The 24,180-nt window shown below is 38.8% G+C and carries 22 protein-coding genes; 17 read left to right on the top strand and 5 right to left on the bottom strand.

Going from position 1 to position 24,180, the window contains the following annotated elements; genetic code table 11:
• Positions 1-51: 51 nt before the first annotated feature.
• The 4 genes from E2626_RS12765 to E2626_RS12750 all read left to right on the top strand — a co-directional run bounded on the left by E2626_RS12765 (position 52) and on the right by E2626_RS12750 (position 4,769).
• Positions 52-1,239 (top strand): pyridoxal phosphate-dependent aminotransferase, encoded by a 1,188-nt coding sequence (locus tag E2626_RS12765; protein ID WP_134382157.1) that lies wholly within the window; start codon positions 52-54, stop codon positions 1,237-1,239.
• Between the two features lie 33 nt (positions 1,240-1,272).
• On the top strand, positions 1,273-2,286 hold the full coding sequence (locus E2626_RS12760; RefSeq protein WP_166786821.1) for a bifunctional metallophosphatase/5'-nucleotidase: 1,014 nt from the start codon (positions 1,273-1,275) through the stop codon (positions 2,284-2,286).
• Positions 2,287-2,336: 50 nt separating this feature from the next.
• A complete protein-coding gene (locus E2626_RS12755; protein WP_134382155.1) occupies positions 2,337-2,786 on the top strand; it encodes a MarR family winged helix-turn-helix transcriptional regulator in 450 nt (149 codons plus the stop codon).
• A gap of 285 nt (positions 2,787-3,071) precedes the next feature.
• Positions 3,072-4,769, top strand: a complete 1,698-nt coding sequence (locus E2626_RS12750) for a M3 family oligoendopeptidase (RefSeq protein WP_208528150.1) — start codon at positions 3,072-3,074, stop codon at positions 4,767-4,769.
• Positions 4,770-4,985: 216 nt separating this feature from the next.
• On the opposite strand, the gene E2626_RS12745 is transcribed toward E2626_RS12750, so the two are convergent.
• Both E2626_RS12745 and E2626_RS12740 read right to left on the bottom strand, forming a co-directional pair.
• Positions 4,986-7,073, bottom strand: a complete 2,088-nt coding sequence (locus E2626_RS12745) for an ATP-dependent Clp protease ATP-binding subunit (protein WP_134382154.1) — start codon at positions 7,071-7,073, stop codon at positions 4,986-4,988.
• Positions 7,074-7,230: 157 nt separating this feature from the next.
• A complete protein-coding gene (locus E2626_RS12740; RefSeq protein WP_134382153.1) occupies positions 7,231-7,977 on the bottom strand; it encodes a hypothetical protein in 747 nt (248 codons plus the stop codon).
• 120 nt (positions 7,978-8,097) lie between these two features.
• Between E2626_RS12740 and E2626_RS12735 the strand changes: the two genes are divergently transcribed.
• The 7 genes from E2626_RS12735 (at position 8,098) to ptsP (ending at position 14,633) form a co-directional block, all read left to right on the top strand.
• A complete protein-coding gene (locus tag E2626_RS12735) occupies positions 8,098-8,292 on the top strand; it encodes a hypothetical protein (protein WP_134382152.1) in 195 nt (64 codons plus the stop codon).
• A 12-nt stretch (positions 8,293-8,304) separates the two neighbouring features.
• On the top strand, positions 8,305-9,021 hold the full coding sequence (locus E2626_RS12730) for an SDR family NAD(P)-dependent oxidoreductase (protein WP_134382151.1): 717 nt from the start codon (positions 8,305-8,307) through the stop codon (positions 9,019-9,021).
• Positions 9,022-9,221: 200 nt separating this feature from the next.
• Positions 9,222-10,151: an AAA family ATPase gene (locus E2626_RS12725; RefSeq protein WP_134382150.1), complete on the top strand. Its 930-nt coding sequence runs from the start codon at positions 9,222-9,224 to the stop codon at positions 10,149-10,151.
• A gap of 1 nt (position 10,152) precedes the next feature.
• Positions 10,153-11,316, top strand: coding sequence for a DUF58 domain-containing protein (locus E2626_RS12720; RefSeq protein ID WP_134382149.1), 1,164 nt, complete (start codon positions 10,153-10,155; stop codon positions 11,314-11,316).
• Positions 11,289-12,458: an MFS transporter gene (locus tag E2626_RS12715; RefSeq protein WP_166786820.1), complete on the top strand. Its 1,170-nt coding sequence runs from the start codon at positions 11,289-11,291 to the stop codon at positions 12,456-12,458. Before E2626_RS12720 ends, E2626_RS12715 begins: the two co-directional genes overlap by 28 nt.
• A 190-nt stretch (positions 12,459-12,648) precedes the next feature.
• On the top strand, positions 12,649-12,912 hold the full coding sequence (locus E2626_RS12710; protein WP_134382147.1) for a phosphocarrier protein HPr: 264 nt from the start codon (positions 12,649-12,651) through the stop codon (positions 12,910-12,912).
• A gap of 2 nt (positions 12,913-12,914) precedes the next feature.
• Positions 12,915-14,633 (top strand): phosphoenolpyruvate--protein phosphotransferase, encoded by a 1,719-nt coding sequence (ptsP, locus tag E2626_RS12705; RefSeq protein ID WP_134382146.1) that lies wholly within the window; start codon positions 12,915-12,917, stop codon positions 14,631-14,633.
• 126 nt (positions 14,634-14,759) lie between these two features.
• On the opposite strand, the gene E2626_RS12700 is transcribed toward ptsP, so the two are convergent.
• On the bottom strand, positions 14,760-15,416 hold the full coding sequence (locus E2626_RS12700) for a GNAT family N-acetyltransferase (protein ID WP_134382145.1): 657 nt from the start codon (positions 15,414-15,416) through the stop codon (positions 14,760-14,762).
• Between the two features lie 82 nt (positions 15,417-15,498).
• On the opposite strand from E2626_RS12700, the gene E2626_RS12695 reads away from it, so the two are divergent.
• Positions 15,499-16,371, top strand: coding sequence for an NAD(P)-dependent oxidoreductase (locus E2626_RS12695; protein WP_208528149.1), 873 nt, complete (start codon positions 15,499-15,501; stop codon positions 16,369-16,371).
• A 104-nt stretch (positions 16,372-16,475) separates the two neighbouring features.
• Here E2626_RS12695 and E2626_RS12690 read toward each other — a convergent pair whose 3' ends face one another.
• Positions 16,476-17,609 carry an aminotransferase class I/II-fold pyridoxal phosphate-dependent enzyme gene (locus E2626_RS12690; protein WP_341785743.1) on the bottom strand — a complete coding sequence of 378 codons (1,134 nt, stop codon included), beginning with the start codon at positions 17,607-17,609 and terminating at the stop codon, positions 16,476-16,478.
• Between the two features lie 144 nt (positions 17,610-17,753).
• Between E2626_RS12690 and corA the strand changes: the two genes are divergently transcribed.
• From corA to E2626_RS12670, 4 genes are all read left to right on the top strand, one after another.
• The gene (gene corA / locus E2626_RS12685; protein WP_134382142.1) at positions 17,754-18,755 is read left to right on the top strand and encodes a magnesium/cobalt transporter CorA; all 1,002 of its coding nucleotides are present in this window, start codon (positions 17,754-17,756) and stop codon (positions 18,753-18,755) included.
• 196 nt (positions 18,756-18,951) lie between these two features.
• Positions 18,952-20,268: an MFS transporter gene (locus E2626_RS12680; RefSeq protein ID WP_134382141.1), complete on the top strand. Its 1,317-nt coding sequence runs from the start codon at positions 18,952-18,954 to the stop codon at positions 20,266-20,268.
• Positions 20,269-20,381: 113 nt separating this feature from the next.
• Positions 20,382-20,831, top strand: a complete 450-nt coding sequence (locus E2626_RS12675; RefSeq protein ID WP_134382140.1) for a TlpA family protein disulfide reductase — start codon at positions 20,382-20,384, stop codon at positions 20,829-20,831.
• Between the two features lie 176 nt (positions 20,832-21,007).
• Complete coding sequence (locus E2626_RS12670; RefSeq protein ID WP_134382139.1) at positions 21,008-21,913, top strand: chemotaxis protein; 906 nt, start codon at positions 21,008-21,010, stop codon at positions 21,911-21,913.
• A 206-nt stretch (positions 21,914-22,119) separates the two neighbouring features.
• On the opposite strand, the gene E2626_RS12665 is transcribed toward E2626_RS12670, so the two are convergent.
• Positions 22,120-22,551, bottom strand: a complete 432-nt coding sequence (locus E2626_RS12665) for a YkyB family protein (protein ID WP_134382138.1) — start codon at positions 22,549-22,551, stop codon at positions 22,120-22,122.
• A gap of 79 nt (positions 22,552-22,630) precedes the next feature.
• Between E2626_RS12665 and E2626_RS12660 the strand changes: the two genes are divergently transcribed.
• Entirely contained in the window at positions 22,631-24,172 is a 1,542-nt protein-coding gene (locus E2626_RS12660) for a Ppx/GppA family phosphatase (protein ID WP_134382137.1), read from the top strand.
• The last annotated feature ends 8 nt before the right edge of the window (positions 24,173-24,180 follow it).

Here is a 24,180-nt window from a genome sequence, read left to right as displayed (position 1 = left end):
TACATTTCCGTTATAACATTTAGAGCAACAATTTGAAAGCGGGGCGTCCTTGTGAAAAAGTTTGAACACGCAGAACGTTTGCATCATCTTCCTGAACAGTTTTTTGCAAAACTTTCATCAAAAGTAATGGAAAAGGTAGCAGAAGGGCATGATATTATCAATCTAGGCCAGGGGAACCCTGACCTGCCAACCCCTGAACATATTGTCAAAAGGCTTCAAAAAGCGGCAGAAAATCCAATTAATCATAAATATTCACCATTTAAAGGGATGAAATATGCCAGAGAAGCTGCGGCAGCATTTTATAAAAGAGAATATGGTGTAGAACTTGATCCCGATAAAGAAGTTGCTTTGCTGTTTGGTGGCAAGGCTGGTCTGGTGGAACTGCCTCAGTGTCTCGTTAATCCTGGAGATGTTGTCCTTGTACCAGATCCGGGATATCCTGACTATTGGTCCGGGGTTTCTCTTGCTGAAGCAGAAATGGTCATGATGCCACTGCTTGAAGAAAATCATTTTCTTCCGGACTTAACAAAAATCTCTGAAGAACAAGCGAAAAAAGCAAAGCTGATGTTTTTGAATTATCCCAATAACCCAACTGGTGCACTCGCAAATCAGCAGTTTTTTGATGAAGTGATCGCTTTTGCTGAAAAATATAATATTTGTGTTGTACATGATTTTGCATATGGTTCAATCGGATTTGATGGACATAGGCCGATCAGCTACCTGCAATCACAAAGATCAAAAGTAAATGGTGTTGAAATTTATACACTGTCAAAAACGTTTAATATGGCTGGCTGGCGTGTAGGATTCGCAGTAGGGAATCCTTCAGTCATTGAAGCTTTAAATCTCCTGCAGGATCACTTACACGTTAGTTTGTTCGGTGCCGTGCAGGAAGCTGCTGAGGCGGCTTTGACTGAGTCTTATGAACCTGCTTTGGAGCTTTCAAATATTTATGAAAAAAGAAGAAATACAATGATACGGGCTTTTAATGAGGCTGGCTGGAAAGTTGAACCGCCAAAAGGATCTTTTTTTGCCTGGTTTAAAGTGCCGGAAGGCTTTACTTCGGAAGGTTTCAGTGATTATCTGCTTGAATATGCTGGTGTCGTCGTAGCGCCAGGGATCGGCTTTGGACAAGCTGGTGAAGGGTACGTGAGGGTTGCACTTCTTGCGGATGAAAAGAAAATAGAAGAAGCAGCACTGAGACTGTCTGGACTTGATATATTTTCAACAGATCATACATAAGACAGCTGCCATTCTTCAAATGGGGTGAAACCGTTGGTAAACGAACATGTTCAAATCACTATTCTTCAAACGAATGATATCCATGGCCATGTTAAATCATCTTCCCACTGGGGGACTGATCAGGAGGCTCACGGAATGGCACGTTTGTCGTCATTAATTAAAAACCGACGCATAGAAGATCCTGAACTGCTGCTGTTTGATACGGGAGATATGTTGAAGGGAAGTCCTTTAACCTATCATTATGCTAAATATAATGACCACATGCCGAACCCGATGATTTCAATTATGAATCACCTGCAATATGATTGCGCAACAATCGGGGAGTTTGATTTTGATTACGGAGTTCCTTTTCTAAGCCGTGCAATAGGCAGGTCTTTTTTTCCGTGGCTTGCTGCAAATGTCGTTCATAAAACGACGAAAGAACCTTATTTTGGATTTCCTTATACAGTAAAGACAGTCAAAGGTGTGAAAATTGCGATCCTTGGCGTATCAGCTACAAGAAAGACTGATGAAGGTCCATATATTGTGAAAGATATTTTATTTGAAGATGCCTACTTCTCCGCTAAACGTTGGGTAGGGTTCATCCATGAAAATGAAAGTCCTGATCTGGTTATATTGAATTATCATGGAAGTTTTAATGAAAAGTCTTCGCGCTCAATAGATCAGGCAGATCGCATTTGCACGATAGACGGGATTGATATTCTCCTCACTGGAAGAGAACATATTAAAATTTGCGAAGAACGCGATGGGAAATTTGTGATGCAATCCGGTTCGTTCGGTACGGATCTGGGTGAAATCCAGGTATCACTCTCAAGGTTCGGATCTTCATACAAAGTTGAGACAATAAAAGGTCAGTGGCTTTCAGCTGATCATGCGGAATCAGATAAAGAAGTAGAAAAACTCGTTCATTTTCAGGAACTTGAAACATTAAACTGGAGCATGTCTGAAACGGCTGAAAAACATTTTTCTGCTATAGATTCTGAAGATCAGCTAATCAAAGATTGGTTGGAAAATTTACGTCTAAAGGATTATATTGACTTCTTTTAGTACTCATCGCTATACTTTATATGATGAAACTGACAAAGGGATGACTGAAAATGACAGAGGAAGCGGACTATAATCAATCGTTAAAGCTGTTTATAGTTTTATCGAGAGCGTACAAAGCAATCAATGAATCCAGCAGTAAATTCTTTCAGGAGAATGGATTAAATCCTACTGAATTTGGTGTTCTTGAATTACTTTATCATAAAGGTAAGCAGCCGCTTCAGAAAATAGGCGGTAAAATTCTGCTTGCCAGTGGCAGTATCACTTATGTAGTGGACAAACTGGAGAAAAAAGGGCTGATCAGCAGAATTGCGTCTCCTGAAGACAGAAGGGTCACTTATGCTGAAATCACTGAAGAGGGTAATCGATTCATGAGCGAAATCTTCCCGGCACATGAAAAGAATTTGCATGAACTGATGACCGTACTTTCAGACGAAGAACAGAAAAAGGCAATTGAGCTATTAAAAAAGCTGGGACTTTCGATAAAAGACCTTTCTTATTAAAAGAGCAACAATCACATGACACCGGATCATTCCGGTGTTTTTTTATGGGAAGGCTTTGTTAAAGTCCATTGTTTTTTCTGCACGGCTGGTGATTGGAGCGTAAGGGGGTGACTCCTGTGGCAGGAAGGGACAGGTGAGACAATCACGGCGAAGCCTGGCAACGGAAAGCATCCCCCTGAAGCGGAAATCAACAGCCAACTTTAACAGAGCTTATTGTAAATAGCAGGAAAGCATGAATGATTAGTCGAAATGAATGAATGGAAGAATAAGTGGAGGAGACATAAAATGTTGAAATTTAAAGATTATGAATACAAGCGACCTGAATATGAACAGGTCAAAACTGAATTTACAGCATTACTTGAAGCATTCAGAAATGCAAAAAGTATGAAAGATCAGGAGCAGATCATATTAAAAATTAACCAGCTGAGAGATGATATATCCACTCAGGGAAATCTCGCTTTTATCAGAGCTTCGATTGATACAAAAGATGCATTTTATGAAAATGAAAGAAATTATTTTGATGAGACAGGACCGCAGTTTTCTGAGCTTAATACGCTATTTTATAAAGAACTTGTTACATCACCTTATCGCGGTGAACTGGAGAAGAAGTGGGGAAGCCAATTTTTCTCGCTGGCAGATTATACAATTAAGTCATTCAGTCCCGAAATTATTCCGCTGCTCCAGGAAGAGAATCGTCTGTCATCAGAGTATTCAAAACTTATAGCGTCAGCTGAAATCGAGTTTGAAGGTGAAACCCTGACACTGGCTCAAATTGATCCTTATACTGAATCGACAGATCGACAGGTCAGGGAAAAAGCAGTGAAAGCAAAATTTAATTTCTTTTCAGAAAATGAAAGCGCTTTTGATGAGATCTACGACAAACTTGTAAAAACGAGACATCAAATTGCTCTGAAACTTGGGTTTAAGAATTTTGTGGAAGTGGGATATCTAAGAATGCTGAGAGTGGATTATGATGCAGAGCAGGTTGACAAGTTCCGTGAACAGGTCAGACAATACGTTGTTCCACTCGCAACAAAGCTTAGGGAGCGTCAAAAAGAAAGAATTGGCGTAGCAGAGTTAAAGTTCTGGGATGAATCACTGGAATTCTTAACGGGAAATGCAAACCCAAAAGGTGGTCCGGACTGGATTATTCAAAAAGGTAAACAAATGTACCAGGAGCTTTCAGATGAAACAAATGAGTTCTTTACATTTATGAATGAGCGTGAACTGATGGACCTGGAAGCTAAAAAGGGTAAAGAAGCAGGGGGTTATTGTACGTTTATTGAAAACTATGAAGCCCCGTTTATTTTCTCTAACTTTAATGGTACTTCGGCAGACATTGATGTATTAACTCATGAAGCTGGACATGCTTTTCAGGTATACATGAGTAGAAGCACTGATATACCTGAATATATATGGCCAACTCATGAAGCGGCAGAAATTCATTCAATGAGCATGGAATTTCTGACTTGGCCATGGATGGAAAACTTTTTTGAGGAAGAAACTGAGAAATACAAGTTTTCTCACTTGAGCAGCGGAATCTTATTCCTTCCATATGGAGTGGCTGTAGATGAATTTCAGCACCGCATTTATGAAAATCCTGATATGTCGCCTTCAGAGCGCAAAGCAGTCTGGAAAGAACTTGAAGCCATCTACCTTCCGCACCGTGATTATGGCGATCATAATTATTTAAACAGTGGAGGTGTATGGCAGAGACAGGGTCATATATACGAAGTTCCATTTTATTATATTGACTATACGCTTGCGCAGATTTGTGCTTTTCAGTTTTGGGAAAAATCAACAGAAGATTTTGATGTTGCCTGGAAAGACTATGTCCATTTATGTACTTTAGGCGGGTCAAAATCGTTCACTGAACTTTTGAAAGAGGCAAATCTCAAATCGCCATTTGAAGAAGGCAGCCTTAAGTCTGTAGTAAATAAAATAGAAAATTGGCTTAACCGTGTGGATGATAAAGTGCTTTGACGTTAATAAAAATGAGAAGCTGCACATAAAGCTAATCAAATATGTAAAGTCATTCGTAATTGTCCAAATAAACATACGAACACAAAACAATCTCTTAAACAAAATTTTTATTGAGATCTAAGCTAAACAAGTAAGAGGATGGGACAGCTTTTTTTGTCCCATCCTCTTTTAATACTACTTTTTATAGATTTCAGTTCGTGTAGTTTTTCTTTTTAATTACATTTTTTCGATTTTAATATCATTTTCATCCAGCACTGCTTTTAACTGTTTTTCTTCAGGGAAATCGTACATAAAGTCAGTTACCTGATCCTCGATCGTTTCCTGAATGACTCTTCTTAAAGGTCTCGCACCAAAAGAAGGGTGGTAGCCAAGTTCAGCGATTCGTTCCTTTACTTCGTCTGTTACATCAAGCTTCATGTCCTGTTCTTCGATTAGTTCCTTTAATTCATTCAGCATGAGATCAACAATTTTGATCAAATGTTCTTTTTCTAGAGATTCAAACTCAATAATGCTATCAAACCTGTTTAAAAATTCGGGTTTGAAAAAGTCGCTTAATGATTCAAGAATAGAAGTTTCATCGGCAGTCTGAGTTGCTCCAAAGCCGACTGCTTTCTTTCTTGTACCTATACCTGCGTTACTTGTCATGATAATAACTGTTTCTTTGAAGCTTACTGTACGTCCCTGACTGTCAGTTAACCGTCCATCTTCCATGATTTGAAGAAACATATGCATCACATCGGGGTGCGCTTTCTCGATTTCATCCAATAGAAGAATCGTATAAGGAGATCGGCGAACTTTTTCAGTCAGCTGACCGGCCTGATCATGTCCTACATATCCTGGTGGCGAACCAATCAGTTTAGACACACTGTGTTTTTCCATATATTCGCTCATATCAAGTCGGACCATGTGATCCTTTGAACCGAATAATTCTTCAGCGAGCGTTTTGGACAATTCGGTTTTACCAACACCGGTTGGTCCCACAAAAAGGAATGAACCTGCCGGGCGATTTTTCGATTTTAGTCCTGCACGACTTCTGCGCACGGCTTTTGCTACACGTTTTACTGCTTCGTTCTGTCCAATGACATGAGTGCGCAGGTTTTCTTCTAGATCAGCCATTTTTTTATGCTCATCCTGCTCAAGCTTTCCAACAGGAATACCAGTTTTTCGTTCAATTAGTTTTTGAATCAACTCTATTTGTACAATTGGTTTTTCAGAAGAAGCAGGCTTTTCTAACACTTTTTCGAGTTCTGCTTCTTCATCTCTTAATTTGGCAGCTTTTTCATATTCTTCGTGTTTAAGTGCTTCTTCTTTTTCTGCATGAATAGACTTGAGTCGATCTTCAACAGCAGCTTTATCAGCATTGTCTAACGTAAGGTTCAGCTTTGATCCTGCTTCATCCATCAGGTCAATTGCCTTGTCTGGAAGGAATCGATCCTGAATATATCGTTTGGATAGCGTGACAGTCGCTTCGATTGCTTCAGCGCTATACGTAACAGCGTGATATTCTTCATATCTTGGAGCAAGTCCGTGAAGAATTTCAATTGCTTCTGGGATAGAAGGTTCTTTTAGGTGAATAGGCTGAAAACGGCGTTCTAGTGCTGCATCTTTTTCAATTTTACGATACTCAGTAAGTGTGGTAGCACCTACAAGCTGCAATTCTCCACGTGCAAGAGCAGGCTTCAGAATGTTTCCGGCATCCATTGATCCTTCCGCAGACCCCGCACCAACAATCTGATGGATCTCATCAATGAATAAAATAATATTTTTGCGCTGCTGCAGCTCACTGATGAGCTGTTTCATTCTTTCTTCGAATTGACCTCTGATCCCGGTATTTGAAACAAGTGATGCTACATCTAGTAAAATCACTTCTTTTTGCTCCAGCTTCTGTGGTACATTGCCCTCCGAGATTTTTAGTGCAAGACCTTCAGCAACAGCCGTTTTACCAATTCCGGGTTCACCGATCAGTACTGGGTTATTTTTGTTTCTTCTATTCAGAATTTCTATCATCTGCTCGATTTCCGCATTGCGGCCGATCACCGGATCAATTAAACCTGCATGTGCAAGGTTTGTCAGATTTCGTCCGTACTCTTCAAGGAGTCCGTTCTCTTTCTCCGGCTGCTGTTCCTGCTCCATTTGGTCAAAGGGCTGGAACTGATCGTGTCCTTTATTGTTCATCGCAGCATGTAGCTTAGATCGTTCTTCTTTATAGCATGCGGAGCACAAATGAAAATCCTGAACCTGATTATCCAATTGAACTCTGAATTTTATATTAGCTGTGTTACTCTGGCACTTTTGACAAATCATTGTGACTCCTCCTCGTAAGTTCATCTGTTATAGTCTGACTAACTTTGACTTTCTGTTTTCAGTATACTTTGACCTTAATTGACTTTCAATTAATTTGCTTCACAAAGATGATTAACATATAAAAAACCGCTTCCCGGTTAAGGAAGCGGTCAAACAATTATTCAATTGTTTCTGCCATTTGAAGAAATGCATTTTCAAGGCCTGAATCGGCTTTTGCATGAATGGCAATCCTTACATACATGTCATCAATTTCATAAAGGTAAGTTTTGAACTGGTCATCGCCAACAGCGGCTTCATACCCTGCGATCATATCATGTGAGGCATCTTCCGGCATCCAATCAGCAGCTTCTTCACCCTGGATTGCTTCAGCCTGACCTTTCATTTGATCCTCAATCAGTGCTGCTTCTGATTCAGAAACAGGATAAGTGTGAACCCGCATAAACTGTGATCCATCTTCATCAAAATAAATCTGATCAACGTTTGGTTCTTCAGGCGTAAAAGTAAAACCATCAGCTACGTATAAACTGTAATTGTTTTCTTCACTTTCCTGAAGGAATGCAGTACGCTCAGTTTCTTCACCGTTAATTGTAAATGTCATCGGCTGTTCAAGGAGACGAACTTTGCCTTCACCAGAGTCAGCTTCTTCAGTTCCTTCTTCTGTCACTTCTTCTTCAGCAGGTTCTTCTTCAGCAATATCTTCTGAATCAGTCTCAGATTCAGTTTCTTCAACTGTTTCCTCTTCATTCTCTTCTTCAACTGTGTCTTCCGGTGCTTCAGCTTCTTCAGTACTTTCTTCCTGATTCTGCTCACCGGCAGTATTTTCTTCCCCGGTATTTTCGGTGCCGCATGCAGCCATAAAAGCAGCCAGCATGGAGATCAGCAGTAACATCATAAACTTTTTCATATGATTTCCTCCATTCTATATGTATGCTGTTATTGTAGTAGACGTGTAAGAAATAAAAAAGTTTCAAAATACTCATAAAGTGATATAAACAATTTAATATGAAAAAGCAGGTGATGAAGAATGAATAAAGAAGAGGCATCAGTATTACTGGACCAATTAAAATCAGGTGAACTTGCAGAAATCGTAATTGAAAAAGAAAACTTTGATCTTTTTAGAAGTGTATTACTTTCACGGGAGGACTTTAAGCATTTTCGTGGAATCGCCAGGCACCACGGGAAAACAGTGTATCAATATCAGGAAGAAGCGAGAAGCTGAGGAGGAAATCATATGAAAACTGTAGTTGTAACTGGTGCAGCAAAAGGAATCGGACTGGCCATTGCAAAGGCATATGCTGAAGAGAAAGCCAATGTTTATATGGTTGATGTTAATAAGGATAAGCTGTACGAAGAAGCGGGAAAACTTGAACATGCTGAAGCAATAGTAGCAGATGTTTCCAAGTATGAAGAAGTAAAAAGAGTATTTGAGATCGTAAAACAACAATCCGGGATACTTGATATACTGATCAATAATGCAGGTATTTCTGAATTTAAATCGATCTGGGATGTAACGGTTGAAGACTGGGAAGGTATACTGCATACCAACTTATCAAGTGTATTCTATTGTTCAAGGGAAGCGGCAACCTTAATGGATCAGGGTGGCTCGATCGTTAACCTGTGTTCTACCAGGGCACATATGTCAGAACCGGATACTGAAGGGTATGCGGCAACTAAAGGTGGAATTTTTGCGCTCACGCATTCACTTGCAGTTACTCTTTCCGAAAAAAATATTACGGTTAATGCGATCAGCCCGGGATGGATTCAAACTGAAGACTATGACAGTTTAAGAGAAAAAGACCATGATCAGCACCTTTCAAACAGAGTTGGAAAGCCTGAGGATATTGCACGTGCGTGTCTGTTTTTAACTGATGAAGCGAATAACTTTATTAATGGCGAGAACCTCGTGATTGATGGTGGAATGACCAGAAAGATGATCTATGAACATTAATTTCATGTTGAAATAATATAAGCAGGACAGACGTAATAAGTTCTGCAGATTAGCACCTGCTATCCCTTTAAGTGGAATATGATCGGGAAATGTAGCAAGTACGTCCGCAGAACTTATAACTAAGTCTATTTTTTTTGAAACTTTTTATCAGAATTTTAAGTATAGTTAATTATATACAATAAAGAACTGGGAGTGATGTTATGAGAAAGACACTGATCGATGAAGTAGGTAAATCAGTTGTTGGTAGGGAAAAAGAGATTGAATTATTAACGATTGCTTTGCTTCAGGGAGGACACGTATTACTTGAAAGCGTTCCGGGCACGGGCAAAACCCTATTGGCAAAATCATTTGCACAGGCAGCAGGCGGAGATTTTTCACGTATACAGTTCACTCCTGATGTTTTACCTTCAGACGTAACAGGTCTTCACTATTTCAACCCGGAAACGAGAAAATTTGAGTTGAAAAAAGGTCCTGTTATGACAAACTTTTTATTAGCAGATGAAATTAACCGGGCTACACCGAGAACTCAGTCGAGTTTACTTGAAGTGATGGAGGAAAAACAGGTAACAATTGATGGAGAAACATTGCACTCAGATTTTCCTTTTATGGTGATTGCTACACAAAATCCTGTAGAGTCACAACAGGGAACTTTTCCACTGCCATATGCTCAGCTTGACCGTTTCATGTTCAAATTACCTGCTGATTATCCTCAGTTTAATGAAGAGTCACTAATATTAAAGCAGTGGATCGCTAAAGAAGATCAACCTTTGTTAAATGAAGTTCTGACAATAGAAGAACTGAAAAAAGCAGCTGCTGAAGTGAGGGATGTTTCAATTCATAATGAAATGGTTGACTATATTCTAACCCTTATAAGAACGACACGGTCACACCCTTCGATTGAGTGGGGAGCAAGCCCGAGAGCAGCAGTTACACTATTAAAAGCAGCACAGGGTTCAGCGTTTATACATAATCGGAATCACGTCATCCCGGAGGATGTGAAAAATCTTTTTCACTATGTTCTCGGTCATCGCATCCAGCTGACTGCTGAAGCCTCTTTAATGAAAAACAATGAACAGATTTTATCTGAAGTTTTACTCTCGACTGATGCGCCAGTGGAACTGAGGTTATAGGATGTGGCTGGAAGTGAAGTCTGCTAACAGGAACATCAATGCACTTGGTGTAATAAGTTTTCTCAGTGGATTGTTTTTTTTCCTTGGCAGTCAGTTTGCAGTATCAGCTGCTTGTGTTTTAATTCTGATTTATATCAAACTTCACTTACATTATAGCGAATATGCTGGTTCTGACCTGAAATTTCTTCAGGAAGATCCACCGGAAAGGCTAAATGTAAACGATGATTCAATCTGGACGATTGTTTTTCAAAATGGTCGATACCCTATTAGAAATGTAGATTTAACGTTGACTTTTACTGATCAGGCAGATTTTTTGAATGAACCTTCAAGCAAAGTTGGTCATACGATTCAATGGACCGGCAGTTTGTCAATGGACAGATATGAAGAGGTTCAGATTAACATTCCTTTTAAAGCAGTGAGAAGGGGAAAATTAAAGATGGTATCCTGCCAGTTGATTGTTCCACATCTATTTGGTCACGGATATAAAATTCTGCAATATAAAGGTCATTTTAAGCAGGAAAAGCGTATTTATCCGGAAATTGAACGAGTGAAGTTCTCAACCGTATCTCCTTCTCAACTTCCAGGAGGTGAACTGGCACCTTATTCACTTTACGAAGATCTGACAATGCCATCCGGTACGAGGGAATATAGATCCGGAGATACAATGCAGCGTATTAATTGGTCTGCTTACGCAAAAACCGGCCAGCTTCAGACAAATATTTATGAACCTGTTATTGAAGAGAAATCAATGGTTATCTTAAATGTAGCCTATGGCCACTCAAAAAATATTCACTTCGAAAATCTGATTAAACAGGCTGCTTTTATGATTACAGAGGCACATCGCAATAACAGAGTGATCGGACTATGTGTAAACATCAGAACAAAAGAATCACCGAATTTTTACTACATTGCGCCAGACAGAGGGATAAGCCATAGTAGAAAATGCCTTGAAATACTCAGCATCCTTTCAATTGGAGATGTGACACTTCCAGTGAATGCGATGATAAACCAAATTTCATTAATGCAGGTTCGTGTTACAGACACGATTTACATTGGGAGTCTGCAACCGTCTGTCAACCTGACACTATTGAAAGGAAGAGTATGGGTCGTCAGTGAGAATGGGGGAGGTGCGGTCAGGTGGAATCAACAGACAGGCATTCAATAAGGGTATCAATATCATTAATATTTGACTCCTTATTTCCTCTATTAGTATTTACAGCATATGCATCAAACGGAATTTTTCCTATACACTACGTTGCTATGATATTTGGGTTAACGCTCGCAGTGCTTGTGCTGTTTTTGAAAAGTGAATCATCCAAAAAAGGGTTGATCACCGCTTTATTTATTCTGACATTGATCTCGGCTGCAGCCGGTAATTGTCCAATTATATTAATAGGTGTATTATTCATTTTCTTCCTGTGGAGATTACAAGCAAGGACACAAAACAAAGATTTAACTCAAATGACAACAGGTCAATTAATCGCATTTTTTCTTGTGTTTATGTCCATGTTCATCTTCCAGTTAACTTATGGCGTTTACCCGTCGGAAATTTTAATCGTGTATTTAATTCTTGGTTTTTTACTTTACAGTTCTGGGCCATTCTTCAGCAGTTACTCGGGTAAAAAAGCGAATTTGCTTTTTGTTAAATGGACGATGCTTTTCAGTGCTTCATTCATTTTAATTTATTTCCTTGCTGAACCTTTAAGAAGGATCATTATGCTGATAGCGAATCAGGTCAATTATGGCATCATCTATCTTCTGTTACTAACTGGACTGGATATCAGTCTTCCACAGGTTGATGAAGAGGCTTTTGAGTCTGAGTCATCATCAGTTGAAAATATGAATGAGACGAATCCTTTTGAAAGAACGGATATAGAAGAAACTGTTAAAATAGAGACTTTAGAATTGATTGTGTTAGTCGTTGGCATTGTCATCATTGTCATGCTGTCTAAAATTATTTTTAGTAAATTCAGTCAATCAACGATGAAAGAAACGAACCACGATGATACTGTCACAATAGAAAGGAAGAAATTTAAAAAAACTGAACCGGAAAAAATCAGGATTCCAAATCACAAAGTCCGAAAAGAAATATTAAAAATTGAACAAAAGGCACAACTAAATGAAGCTCACAGATTCAAATCTGAGACAGTAAGAGAATGGTTTTCTAGATTAGGTTTTGAAAATGCCGCTTATTATGCTGGTATCTATGAAAAAGTGCGATATGCAAATGAAAACATTTCTGAAGATGAATTAAACGCATTTGAACAATTTGTTAAGGTATTCGATAAAAGAATGAAATCAATGTAGCTTTCAAAAGAAGATAAGTTCAGCAAATTTATTGTGCTTATGCTGGTGTCATGCTATTCTTATGATTTAAAGAGCTAGTTTAATTTCATTACCTATAAGTGAAACAATTTTTGTTGACGGCAACGTCTGAATTCGATAACTTATTAAGGTGATGTTGTAAATACAAGTGTAGAAAAGGAGAAGATATATCATGACACAGAAAACTTTTACAGTAACAGCAGAAACTGGGATTCACGCTCGTCCGGCTACAATTCTTGTACAAAACGCAAGCAAATTCGATTCTGATATCCAGCTTGAGTATAAAGGGAAGAAAGTAAACCTTAAATCAATCATGGGTGTTATGTCTCTTGGTGTAGGTAAAGATGCTGAAATCACAATTTTTGCAGATGGAAGCGACGAAGAGGAAGCGCTGGCAAGTCTCGAAGAAACACTTAAATCTGAAGGTCTGGCGTAAGAATGTCTTCAGTATTAAAAGGAATTGCGGCATCAAGCGGAATCGCGATTGCAAAAGCTTACCGTCTAGTAGAGCCTGATCTTTCATTCGAACAGACGAAAGTTGAGGATGCGGGTCAGGAAGTACAGCGCTTCCAGGAAGCTTTGCAGACTTCTAAAAATGAGCTTGAAGTGATACGTGACCGTGCCAAGGTTGAACTTGGTGAGGATAAAGCTGCAATTTTTGAAGCGCATCTTCTTGTATTGAGTGATCCCGAGCTAGTGTCACCAATTGAAGAGAAAATTAATCAGGAACAGGTTAATGCAGAAGCGGCACTTAAAGAAACAGCCGATATGTTTGTGACAATGTTCGAACAAATGGATAACGAATACATGAAAGAACGTGCTGCAGATATCCGTGACGTAACCAAACGGGTACTTTCGCATCTGCTTGGTGTAAAAGTATTAAACCCAAGCATGATTTCAGAAGAAGTGGTCGTTATAGCTGAGGATTTAACGCCTTCTGATACGGCACAGCTCAATCGTGAATTTGTTAAAGGATTTACAACAAATATCGGTGGGCGTACGTCCCACTCGGCCATTATGGCACGCTCTATGGAGATTCCGGCGGTTGTAGGTACGAAAGAAGCAACAGAAACAATTGAAAACGGTGATATAATCATTGTCGACGGGCTGAATGGAGAAGTTCATATTAACCCTTCAGATGATATGATCCGTAAGTATGAAGAAGAAGCTGCAGGTTTTGCTGATCAAAAAGCAGAATGGGCTAAGCTTGTTGATGAAAAAACAGTTACTGCTGAAGGCAGACACGTAGAGCTTGCTGCTAATATTGGTACACCTAAAGATCTTGAAGGGGTAGCCAACAATGGCGGCGAAGGAATTGGGCTTTACCGCACTGAATTTCTTTACATGGGACGGACTGAGCTTCCTTCTGAGGATGAGCAGTTTGAATCTTATAAAGCAGTACTGGAAGGTATGAAGGACAAGCCGGTAGTTGTCCGAACACTTGATATCGGCGGAGACAAAGAACTTCCTTATCTTAACCTGCCTGAGGAGATGAATCCTTTCCTTGGTTTCCGTGCAATTAGACTTTGCCTGGAGCAGACAGATCTTTTCCGTACACAACTGCGTGCGCTTCTGCGTGCAAGTTCATATGGAAACTTAAAGATCATGTTCCCGATGATTTCAACTCTTGGGGAATTCAGAGAGGCTAAATCACTCCTTCTTAAAGTAAAAGACGAATTGGCTCATGAAGGCATTGAAGTTTCTGATTCAATTGAAATTGGTATTATGGTGGAGATTCCATCAACTGCTGTAATGGCTGACCAGTTTGCTAAAGAAGTAGACTTCTTCAGTATCGGTACCAATGATCTAATTCAATATACAATGGCAGCTGACCGCATGAACGAAAGAGTTTCTTATCTTTACCAGCCTTATAATCCGGCGATCCTTCGCCTGATTAAGATGGTCATTGATGCTTCTCATAAAGAAGGTAAGTGGACTGGTATGTGTGGAGAAATGGCTGGGGATGAAATTGCGATTCCAATCCTGCTTGGACTTGGACTAGATGAATTCTCTATGAGCGCAACCTCTATTCTTCCGGCACGTACTCAAATTAAGCAGCTTTCAGATGATAAAATGAAAACCTTAGCTGAGCACGTATTAACACTTTCAACGAATGAAGAAGTAATCGAAGCTGTAAAAAAAGAAATAAACTTGTAACATAAATGTTAATAAAAGCGGGATTAAATGAATGAACATGGGGGAAGTATATTAGTAGTACAAGCATACTTTTTCATTCTGATTTCCCTTTTTTGAACCGGATTCCCCCCATAATCCGGTTCTTTTTTATGTTAAAAACGGGTTATGCCAAGTCATTAAGACAGCGCAGTCTCCTGATTCCTCATCTTCTAAGTAATTCTTCATCAAACGTTCCGGCACTCTTCCTGCCTTTAATAAAAAGGTGACCACCGGATCGGAGAGCTCACCATAAAGTATTTTTTCATAATACTGCTCCACAGTGAGTTTATCCTGCAGATTTTTATATCCGGGCATTCTGCTTCCCCCGGCAAGTTTTGTTATCCCAAGATAAATAACAGTTTCATACATAGCTCTCATCAATTCTTTACCAAGTCCCAAACCTCTGAATTCAGGATCCACACAAATATCAACAATATATAGAACATCTCCATCGGGAACATGATTAGTTATATACCCGTCTGAGGTGATCTGTTCCCACGTATGTTTTTCATTCGCATATGTCGTCCTTAAAGCAGTTATTGAACCGGCAGTTTTCCCATCAACCTGGATACACAGCGCACCTTCCGGAAAACGTGTAATATGTGAAGTCAGCTGTTCTTCATTCCAAAGAAGATCATCAGGAAATGGTGGAGGAAATGCTTTACGCTGAAGTGCAATTAAATCATTAAAATCCTCTTTGTTATAATTGCGTATTGAAACTTCATATCTTTTATCATTTTTGAAAACAAATAATTTCTTTTTCATATAAACCTCCTTTTTGACAATCTTATCAACAGATTCTAACATTTGCAATTTTCGAAAAGTAAGTCACAATCATATTAAAGGAGTGATTAAGTTGAATATCGGCTTTATTGGCACTGGCGTAATGGGCGCTTCTATCGTGACTCGCCTGAAAAAAAAACACACACTACATATTTACACACGTACTAAGCAGAAAGCTGAGGAATTAATCCAAAATGGAGCAATATGGGAAGGCTCCCCTTCGGCATTAGCAGCTCAATGCGATATTATTTTCACAATGGTTGGTTATCCTGAGGATGTTAATGAAGTATATTCAGGTGAAGAGGGCATTTTTAAAACTGCTGCAGAAGGAACGATTTGTGTAGATTTAACAACTTCAAAACCTGAACTGGCAAAACAATTATTTGATATAGGTAAATCCAAAGGTATTCATATGATTGATGCACCGGTATCAGGTGGGGACCTGGGAGCGAAAAATGGGATCTTGTCTATTATGGCAGGTGGTGAAGAAAGTATTTTTAATGAAATCTTACCAGTATTAAAGGAGTTTGGTTCGAATATTGTTTACCATGGCAAAGCGGGTAGTGGACAGCATACGAAAATGAGCAACCAGATTGTCATTGGATCAACGATGACAGGCGTCTGCGAAGCATTGACATATGCAATAAAAGCCGGTCTTAATCCTGAAAAGGTACTTGCAAGTATTTCTCAGGGAGCTGCAGGTAGCTGGAGTCTTAGTCATTTGGCGCCACGGGTATTAAATGAAGACTATGAACCTGGCTTTTATATTCATCATTTTATTAAAGATCTTAAAATCGCACTTGATGAGTCAAAAAAAATGGGGTTGTCACTTCCGGGACTTGAGCTTGCCTTAAAGTCATATGAACAGGCAAGCGATATCGGATTATCCGATAAAGGAACGCAGGCGTTGTTTAAAGTATATGAAGATCAGATTTGAAATGAAAAGTCCGGAATTTAGTTCCGGACTTTTCATTTATTTTGTTTAAAACATTTGTCATGTGTTAAAAAATTACACTATTGGCTGGTAAGGTCCTTCTTTGCTTATGTTAAGTATTGTTCCATTCGTTTGAAAGCTTCAGTCAATTGCTGTTCTGAGCATGCATAGGAAACCCGGATATAGCCTTCACCTTCAGGTCCGAATGCTGTGCCGGGCACAACACCAACTTTGGCCTGTTCAGCGAGCTCAATAGCAAATTGTTCTGAGCTTGCAGCTCCTGAGGGGATACCTGCAAAGAAATAAAAAGCTCCATCCGGTTTTACTACATCAAATCCAAGTTCTAATAATTTTTTTTCAGTAAAAGCTCTTCTTCTTCTATACTCTTTTTTCATTGGTTCCGCATCATTTATACCGGCTGTATACGCTGCGAGAGCAGCATATTGAGAGATAGAGGATGCGCAGGACACGGTATATTGGTGAACTTTTAAACATTGTTCGGCAATATGTGATGGAGCCATTAAAACACCTATGCGCCATCCGGTCATTGAATGCGATTTTGAGAGTCCATTTATCGTGATTGTTCGTTCCCTTGCAAGAGTACCCATTGATGTATGTTTCTCATCATAAGTAAGCTCACTGTATATTTCGTCAGCAATAATGATTAGGTTATATTTTTCGGAGAGCTCTGCAATATCCTTTAATTCTGCTTCAGTCAGGCTGACACCAGTAGGATTAGAAGGATAAGGAAGTATAAGACATACTGTCTGATCTGTTATATGGGGTTCAATCATTTCGGCTGTCAGTTTGAATTCATTCTCAGTGGTGTCTACAAAAACCGGTATTGCCCCGCACTGTTTGATAACAGGTGTATAACCGGGGTAGACTGGAGCAGGTAAAATCACTTCCTGTCCAATAGAAAGAACAGTTCTAAGAGCAGTATCGATAGCCTGTGAAGCACCGCTTGTAACGATGATTTCACTATCAGCCTGATAATAAAGGTTATATTTCTGTTCCATATACTGTGAAATTGCAATTCTTAGATCTGGAATACCTGCATTATGTGTATAGTTTGTGTGATTTTGGTCTATTGCCTTTTTGGCGGCTGCTTTAATATGAGTAGGAGTAGGGAAATCAGGCTGTCCAATCGTAAGCGAGATCATTCCGTCAATATGCTGAATTTTATTAAAAAATTTTCTGATTCCGGAGATTTCAATATCTTTTACCGCAGCGTTAAACATCATCTTCACGTCCTTTTAAATTACATTTATAACTGCTATTGTACAATAAAATTTACTGTTGATGAAATTTGTGAAGTCAATAAAGGTTAAATGTGATCGATTAAGGTTAAATAACCATTATGAAAGCAGCAGGAGGTGACATAGATGATCCGAGTAATGGGGATGACAATTGGTGGGACTCTAAACCAATATGAAACAATTAAGGATGCAAGAAAAGCAAAGCTCCATTGGATGTGGGTGGACTTTTCAAAACCTACTGAGCGTGAAGGGAAAGAATTAAGTAGGACATTTTCATTTCATCCGCTGGCAATTGAAGATTGTGTTGAAAAAGGCTATCAGCGCCCCAAATTTGATAGCTATCAACAGTATATATTTCTCGTTTTACATCATCTGACGAAAGATACATATGAAGCTGAAGAAATTGATGTTTTTGTAAATGAGAAATTGATTGTTACGTGGCACTATGATCAGTTAAGTTTGATAGATGACATCTGGGACAGACAATTATCTGGAAATGCGTTATCAGGAGAGCAGAGTCCTGTTGGTCTGCTTCATTCAATATTAGATGTTACAGTAGATGATTACTTCCCATCTGTTTATGGAATTGAGGATGTCCTGAACAGAATTGAAGAAAAAACAGATGAAAATTCTTCACGTGACCTGATGGATGGTCTCTTCGATGTCAGGCATGACATGCAGAAACTCAGGAGATCGCTGGTGCCGACAAGAGATTTACTATACAGGCTGCTAAATGGCACAAATGTTGCTTTGACAAAAGATCAGCAGCTCTATTTCTCGGATGTTTATGACCATGTCATTAAGTTGACGGAAATGCTGGAATCCTACCGTGAATTTTCTTCAGATATTCGTGATAATTATATTTCAGTCAGCTCAGATAAAATGAATAATATTATGATGACATTAACTGTCATCACTACTATATTCATGCCGCTGTCTTTTTTAGCAGGTTTATACGGAATGAACTTTGTATACATACCTGAACTTGAATTCCAGTATGGTTATTTTGTTCTTCTTGGTGTAATGCTGTTTATTGCAACCGTCATGTTTATGATTTTCCGTAAAATCGGCTGGCTGCAATTTTCAAAGTCTAAAAAGAAGAAAAGAAAACGAATATTTAAACGTTAATTTATACTGTAATAACTTACAGGTCATTCTTATAGAGTGACCTGTATTTTTTTATCAAAGAATTCCGGAAACTGCTTAATGCTGTTAAAAACTATGGTTGGACTTTGAGAATTTGAAGAACATTTACATCAAATTAAAATCGTAATAAAGGGTTTTTATCGGCGTTTATGGAAATGTGTAGGAAAGAAGAGGGGGGATGGAAATGAACAGGTCTGAACAAACACCTAGAAGCGGTATGAAGCTGTTTTTCACTTTGCCGATCTTATCGTGGGCACTCTATGATTTTGCTAATACGATTTTTTCATCTAATATCAATACAGTATTTTTTCCTTTTTATCTGGACGCTCAAATTGGCGGCAGTGCGGAAATGGAGCAGGTTGCCAGTACATTTATATCTTATGCAAATGCATTTGCAAGTTTTCTTTTGGTTATATTTTCACCTCTGTACGGTGTTTGGATAGATCGTACCGGCCAAAAAAAGAAATATATCGTTTGGCTCGCACTTTTTTCAATTATAGGCACATTTCTGATGGGAATTTTTGCACAAACTGAAATGGCTGGAGAATGGTTTAACCTGCCGATTAATTTGTTTTTTGTTATTCTTGCATTTGTAGCAGCGAAATTCTTTTTTAACAGCAGTCTTGTTTTCTATGACACAATGCTTGGTGATCTTGGGACGAAAGAAGAAATACCGCTCATTTCAGGGTTTGGTGTGGCAGTTGGTTATTTGGGAACGATCGTCGGTTTGACCGTATACCTATTTGTTCAGGAGGGAAATCCTGAGCAGGCATTTATTCCAACAGCTGTTATGTATCTGCTTTTTTCTTTGCCATTATTCTTCTTCTTAAAAGATACACCTGCAAAAAAAGTAAAAAAGGAACATTTCCTGACAGGCTATAAAGAAATTTATGCGACCTTTAAAGAGATGAAGTCATATAAAAATACATTTACATTCATGCTTTCTTACTTCTTTTTAAATGATGCAATTGCGACTACCATTGCGATCATGGCGATCTATGCAACGGCTGTTGTAGGTTTTTCAAGCGGTCAATTTATTATCTTATATTTAGGCTCAACTGTATTTGCAGTTATAGGTTCATTTATATTCGGGTATATTACGAAAAAAACAGGTGCGAAAATTGGTGTTTTGCTGGTATCCATCATTTTAATTATCGCATTAACGGTTGCAGCACTGGCAACAGCACAATGGATGTTCTGGATCGCTGGCGCATTAATCGGCATAGCACTTGGATCAATGTGGGTAACATCAAGAACATTAATTATTGATTTAACACCACATGAAAAAAGAGGCCAGTTTTTTGGTTTGTTTGCGTTTTCGGGGAAAGTATCTTCGATCATAGGACCTGCTGTTTACGGTACGATCACATTGAACTTGAGAGAGTACGGGGAACTTGCCAGTCGAATTGCACTCTCATCGCTGATTGTGATGGCAGTGATCGGAATGCTGTTGCTAATTAAAGTCAAACAGCCTGATACGAGTTATAAAGCTTGACTGAGGGAGACGACATTTTTATAATGGGAATTGTGTTTTTTTAAAATCATTTCAAAAAAGATTAGTTCGATCTTTTATAACTTAGGTTCAGAAAGACGTCAGGAGGAATTCAAATGAAACTGAGAGCACCTATGCCGGAGCTTGATGGTGCGGTTAAATGGTTAAACGGTGAAGTTAGCAGAGAAGATTTGGTTGGAGAGAAACCAACACTCATTCATTTCTGGTCAGTAAGCTGCCACTTATGTAAAGAAGCGATGCCTGATATTAACGAGCTGCGGGATGAATATAAAGGCCAGTTAAATGTTATGGCTGTTCATATGCCTCGTTCAGAGGATGATCTTGATATGCAGGTCATCGAACAGGTTGCGAAGGACCATGATATTACACAGCCAGTTTTCGTGGATAGTGAACACAAATTGACTGAAGCATTTGAAAATCAGTACGTACCTGCGTATTATGTTTTTGATCACGAAGGACAACTTCGCCACTTTCAGGCTGGCGGCAGCGGGATGAAAATGCTGCGTAAGCGTCTGAATAGAGTACTTGGAACAGAAGAAAAATAATTACACACTCAATAACAACTTCCTTTGCCCGATATATAGGGTGAAGGAAGTTTTTTTGTTTGATCAAGATAATGTCTAAACAAAAGATGTGTGCAAATATGATTCGATTTGCTAAGGCTGCTTTAGCCGGCAAATGATGAATGAATGTTGAATTCGAATATTAAGGAGAGAAAGATATGGCAGATCAGAATGGAATTTTGCTGGAAAGTGGAACAAACGAGCTTGAAATTGTTGAGTTCGAAGTAAATGGCAGTAAATATGGAATTAATGTAATAAAGGTAAAAGAGATTATACAGCCTGCAGCTGTTATCCCGATTCCGCATGCTCATCAGTACATAAAAGGAATTATTCAGCTGAGAGGTGAAGTGCTGCCGGTAATCGATATGAGACAGGTCTTAGGCAGTCAACCGGTTGAAAAGAACGCTCAGGAAAAATATATCGTTTCAGAATTCAATCAGCAGAAAGTTGTTTTTCATGTTGACAATGTTTCTATGATTCATAGAGTTTCATGGGATCAGATCGAAAAACCTTCTGATATGTATCAAAGCACTGATACGAAAGTAATTGGTGTCATTAAAAGAAATGATGAAATGCTGCTGCTGTTGGATTTTGAAAGTATCATTCTTGAGATTAATCCTGAATCGGGTATCAATGTCGGCATGGTTAAAAAATTGGGCGAAAGAGAACGTTCAGTGAAAAAGCTGGTAGTAGCTGAGGATTCTCCTCTTCTAAGGCAATTACTTGCAGATACACTAAAAGAAGCGGGCTATGACCATGCGGAATTTTTTGAGAATGGACAGGATGCTCTACAATATTTAGAGTCATTAACTGCTGGCGGTAAGTTGATTGAAGAACATGTACAGCTTGTTATTACAGATATTGAAATGCCTCAGATGGATGGACATCATTTAACAAGAAGAATTAAAGAGCACGAAAGCCTTAAAAAGCTGCCGGTAGTCATTTTTTCATCACTGATTACAAATGACCTGAAACACAAAGGAAACAAAGTAGGTGCTGACGATCAGATCAGTAAACCTGAGATTAATCAACTGATAAACGCCATAGATCGATTAATTCTTTGATCAATCCCCAATCAAGCTTGCGGTTGATCTTCTTTTCACCTGTACCTGTCGTCATATAAGTCTTTAACATAGCCTTCATAAAAGATTAAGATGATGTACATTGATAATAAATGTATGTCGTTGAGATAATAGAAAACCGGAGCAGTTGTATAATTTAACTGCTCCGGTTTTCTGTACATGTGGTTGAGGGAAGTAATAAGTATTGGCTATTCACCGAGACGCTTGAAGACTGGCCGCTGATAAGTTTTTTGTGCAGAACTGGTTTCTGCTTTTAATCCTGTATAAGTCTGCAGAATTGATTTTGCTTCTCTGAGATTCATTCTGGTTTTTGGATTTCGTACATTGTCTGAAAGCTTACCAAGATGCGGAAGTTCTTTGAAGTCATTCTTTTGCGGAGGGATGTGAAACATATAGTTTGCGCATTCTACCAGTAAATCTGAACGTTGCTGGCTTAATCCGGGATTTCTGGAATATTGGAGACCTACTTTTTTGGCTTTTCCTTCTTTTAGCATCTGATCAATTGCAGCTTTTTTTATCTGATACAGGAATTTGGAATCCGGAGCGGTTTTTGCATGTTTATTCACAGTGAATATCGCCTGTGCAATTTTCTCTGATGAAAGTTCTGAGGGATCACTCATTATGTCACTCACCTTTTTTTGGGATTTGGACAAGTATACCGTAAGTTCTTTGAAATTTAAAGCTGGAGCGTGATGTAGGTTGAAAAATAAAACTGCTGTGATCGATATAGGATCAAATACGATCAGATTAGTAATTTATGAATACGACCCTGAAAAAGGGATGAAAGAAATTGAGAACATTAAAACTGTTGCCCGTTTAAAGATGTATCTGGATCAAAATAATATGCTTACTGAGGAAGGCGCACAAATTCTTGAAGAAGCGCTTTTGGCTTTTAATGAGATTATCGCATTTCATGAAATTAAAGATATTAGAGCAGCTGCCACTGCTGCAGTCCGACAGGCTGAGAACAGCATAGAGATTGTAAAGGAAATGAAGGTGAAGACAGGGGTCAGTATTAAAATACTGTCTGAAGAAGAAGAGGCGTATTTCGGTTACCTGGCAGTTGTTCATTCAACACCGGTGATGTCAGCGGTTACGATTGATATTGGAGGAGGAAGTACTGAATTAACTTATTATGAACATAAGCAGCTCCTGCACTCTCACAGTTTTCCTTTCGGAGCTGTATCATTGAAAAATGACTTCATGGAAGGGGATCAACTCACTAAAAATGAGAGAAAAAAACTGATCAATTTTATAAGGGAATCGTTTTTGTCACTTGGTTGGCTTCCAAATAAAAAGGTACCGATTGTTGGCATCGGGGGAAGTGCAAGAAATATTGCACAGATTCATCAGCAATCAAAAAATTATCCAATTGCAGGTGTACATCAATACTGGATGTCAGAAGAAGATATTCAGGAAGTGAACAATCAGCTTGTGCACATGACAAAGGAAGAACTTGAAAAGCTTGATGGTCTTTCCAGCGACCGAATTGATATTATTGCGCCGACTTCTCAGGTATTTAACGAACTGTATGAAATTGTGAATGCAGATGGATTTATGTTCAGCAGGAAAGGCCTGAGAGACGGCATTGTTTTCAAAGAATTAATGAAAAAATACGCTGCACCACTGGATAAGGAAAAAGTCTTTCTCGAAAGCATGAAAGAACTCGCATTTGATTATGCAATTGAAAAATCAGAAGCTGAACAGATGATTGCACTGTCCACCGAAATTTATTCCCATCTGGGGGCGCTGGGAGAAATTGAAGAGACGGAGAGAGCCTTACAGCTACTTAAAAGAGGAGCCTTTTTATATTATCTTGGTGAATACATTGATTCAGATTCGAGCAGTCAACATACGTTTTATATCATTGCAAACCGTTCAATTGATGGTGTGCTTCACAAAGACCGTATTGCGCTCGCGCTCGCCGCATCTTTTAAAAGTAAATCAATGTTTTATCAATTCCTGGAGCCTTTTAACGATTGGTTCAGTAATGAAGAGATACAGGAAATCAGGATGATTGGTGCATTAATCAAACTTGCATACAGCTTAAACGGCTCGAAAAGAAACCTGATCAGTCAAATTGAAATGAGAAAAAAAGATAATGAACTGCATATGAGCCTTTACGCTGAAGGGCGTACATTGGCTGAAGAATACCAGGCTGGCAAACAGAAAAAACACCTGGAAAAAGCGCTGAAAAAATCTATTGTACTTAATTTCATACCTATAAAACAGAAAGTATAGGAGAGATA

Source organism: Jeotgalibacillus salarius (assembly GCF_004405125.1).
Taxonomy (GTDB): Bacteria; Bacillota; Bacilli; order Bacillales; family Jeotgalibacillaceae; genus Jeotgalibacillus; species Jeotgalibacillus salarius.
This window is presented reverse-complemented; position numbering and strand designations above follow the sequence as displayed.

What these genes read in the sequence shown, in the direction of transcription:
- E2626_RS12690 (WP_341785743.1), bottom strand. Translation starts at nt 17,609, where the DNA reads ATGTTTAACGCTGCGGTAAAAGATATTGAAATCTCCGGAATCAGAAAA.
- E2626_RS12735 (WP_134382152.1), top strand. Translation starts at nt 8,098, where the DNA reads ATGAATAAAGAAGAGGCATCAGTATTACTGGACCAATTAAAATCAGGT.
- E2626_RS12680 (WP_134382141.1), top strand. Translation starts at nt 18,952, where the DNA reads ATGGAAATGAACAGGTCTGAACAAACACCTAGAAGCGGTATGAAGCTG.
- ptsP (WP_134382146.1), top strand. Translation starts at nt 12,915, where the DNA reads ATGTCTTCAGTATTAAAAGGAATTGCGGCATCAAGCGGAATCGCGATT.
- E2626_RS12665 (WP_134382138.1), bottom strand. Translation starts at nt 22,551, where the DNA reads ATGAGTGATCCCTCAGAACTTTCATCAGAGAAAATTGCACAGGCGATA.
- E2626_RS12755 (WP_134382155.1), top strand. Translation starts at nt 2,337, where the DNA reads ATGACAGAGGAAGCGGACTATAATCAATCGTTAAAGCTGTTTATAGTT.
- E2626_RS12670 (WP_134382139.1), top strand. Translation starts at nt 21,008, where the DNA reads ATGGCAGATCAGAATGGAATTTTGCTGGAAAGTGGAACAAACGAGCTT.
- E2626_RS12730 (WP_134382151.1), top strand. Translation starts at nt 8,305, where the DNA reads ATGAAAACTGTAGTTGTAACTGGTGCAGCAAAAGGAATCGGACTGGCC.
- E2626_RS12675 (WP_134382140.1), top strand. Translation starts at nt 20,382, where the DNA reads ATGAAACTGAGAGCACCTATGCCGGAGCTTGATGGTGCGGTTAAATGG.
- E2626_RS12740 (WP_134382153.1), bottom strand. Translation starts at nt 7,977, where the DNA reads ATGAAAAAGTTTATGATGTTACTGCTGATCTCCATGCTGGCTGCTTTT.
- E2626_RS12750 (WP_208528150.1), top strand. Translation starts at nt 3,072, where the DNA reads ATGTTGAAATTTAAAGATTATGAATACAAGCGACCTGAATATGAACAG.
- corA (WP_134382142.1), top strand. Translation starts at nt 17,754, where the DNA reads ATGATCCGAGTAATGGGGATGACAATTGGTGGGACTCTAAACCAATAT.
- E2626_RS12745 (WP_134382154.1), bottom strand. Translation starts at nt 7,073, where the DNA reads ATGATTTGTCAAAAGTGCCAGAGTAACACAGCTAATATAAAATTCAGA.
- E2626_RS12710 (WP_134382147.1), top strand. Translation starts at nt 12,649, where the DNA reads ATGACACAGAAAACTTTTACAGTAACAGCAGAAACTGGGATTCACGCT.
- E2626_RS12700 (WP_134382145.1), bottom strand. Translation starts at nt 15,416, where the DNA reads ATGAAAAAGAAATTATTTGTTTTCAAAAATGATAAAAGATATGAAGTT.
- E2626_RS12720 (WP_134382149.1), top strand. Translation starts at nt 10,153, where the DNA reads ATGTGGCTGGAAGTGAAGTCTGCTAACAGGAACATCAATGCACTTGGT.
- E2626_RS12725 (WP_134382150.1), top strand. Translation starts at nt 9,222, where the DNA reads ATGAGAAAGACACTGATCGATGAAGTAGGTAAATCAGTTGTTGGTAGG.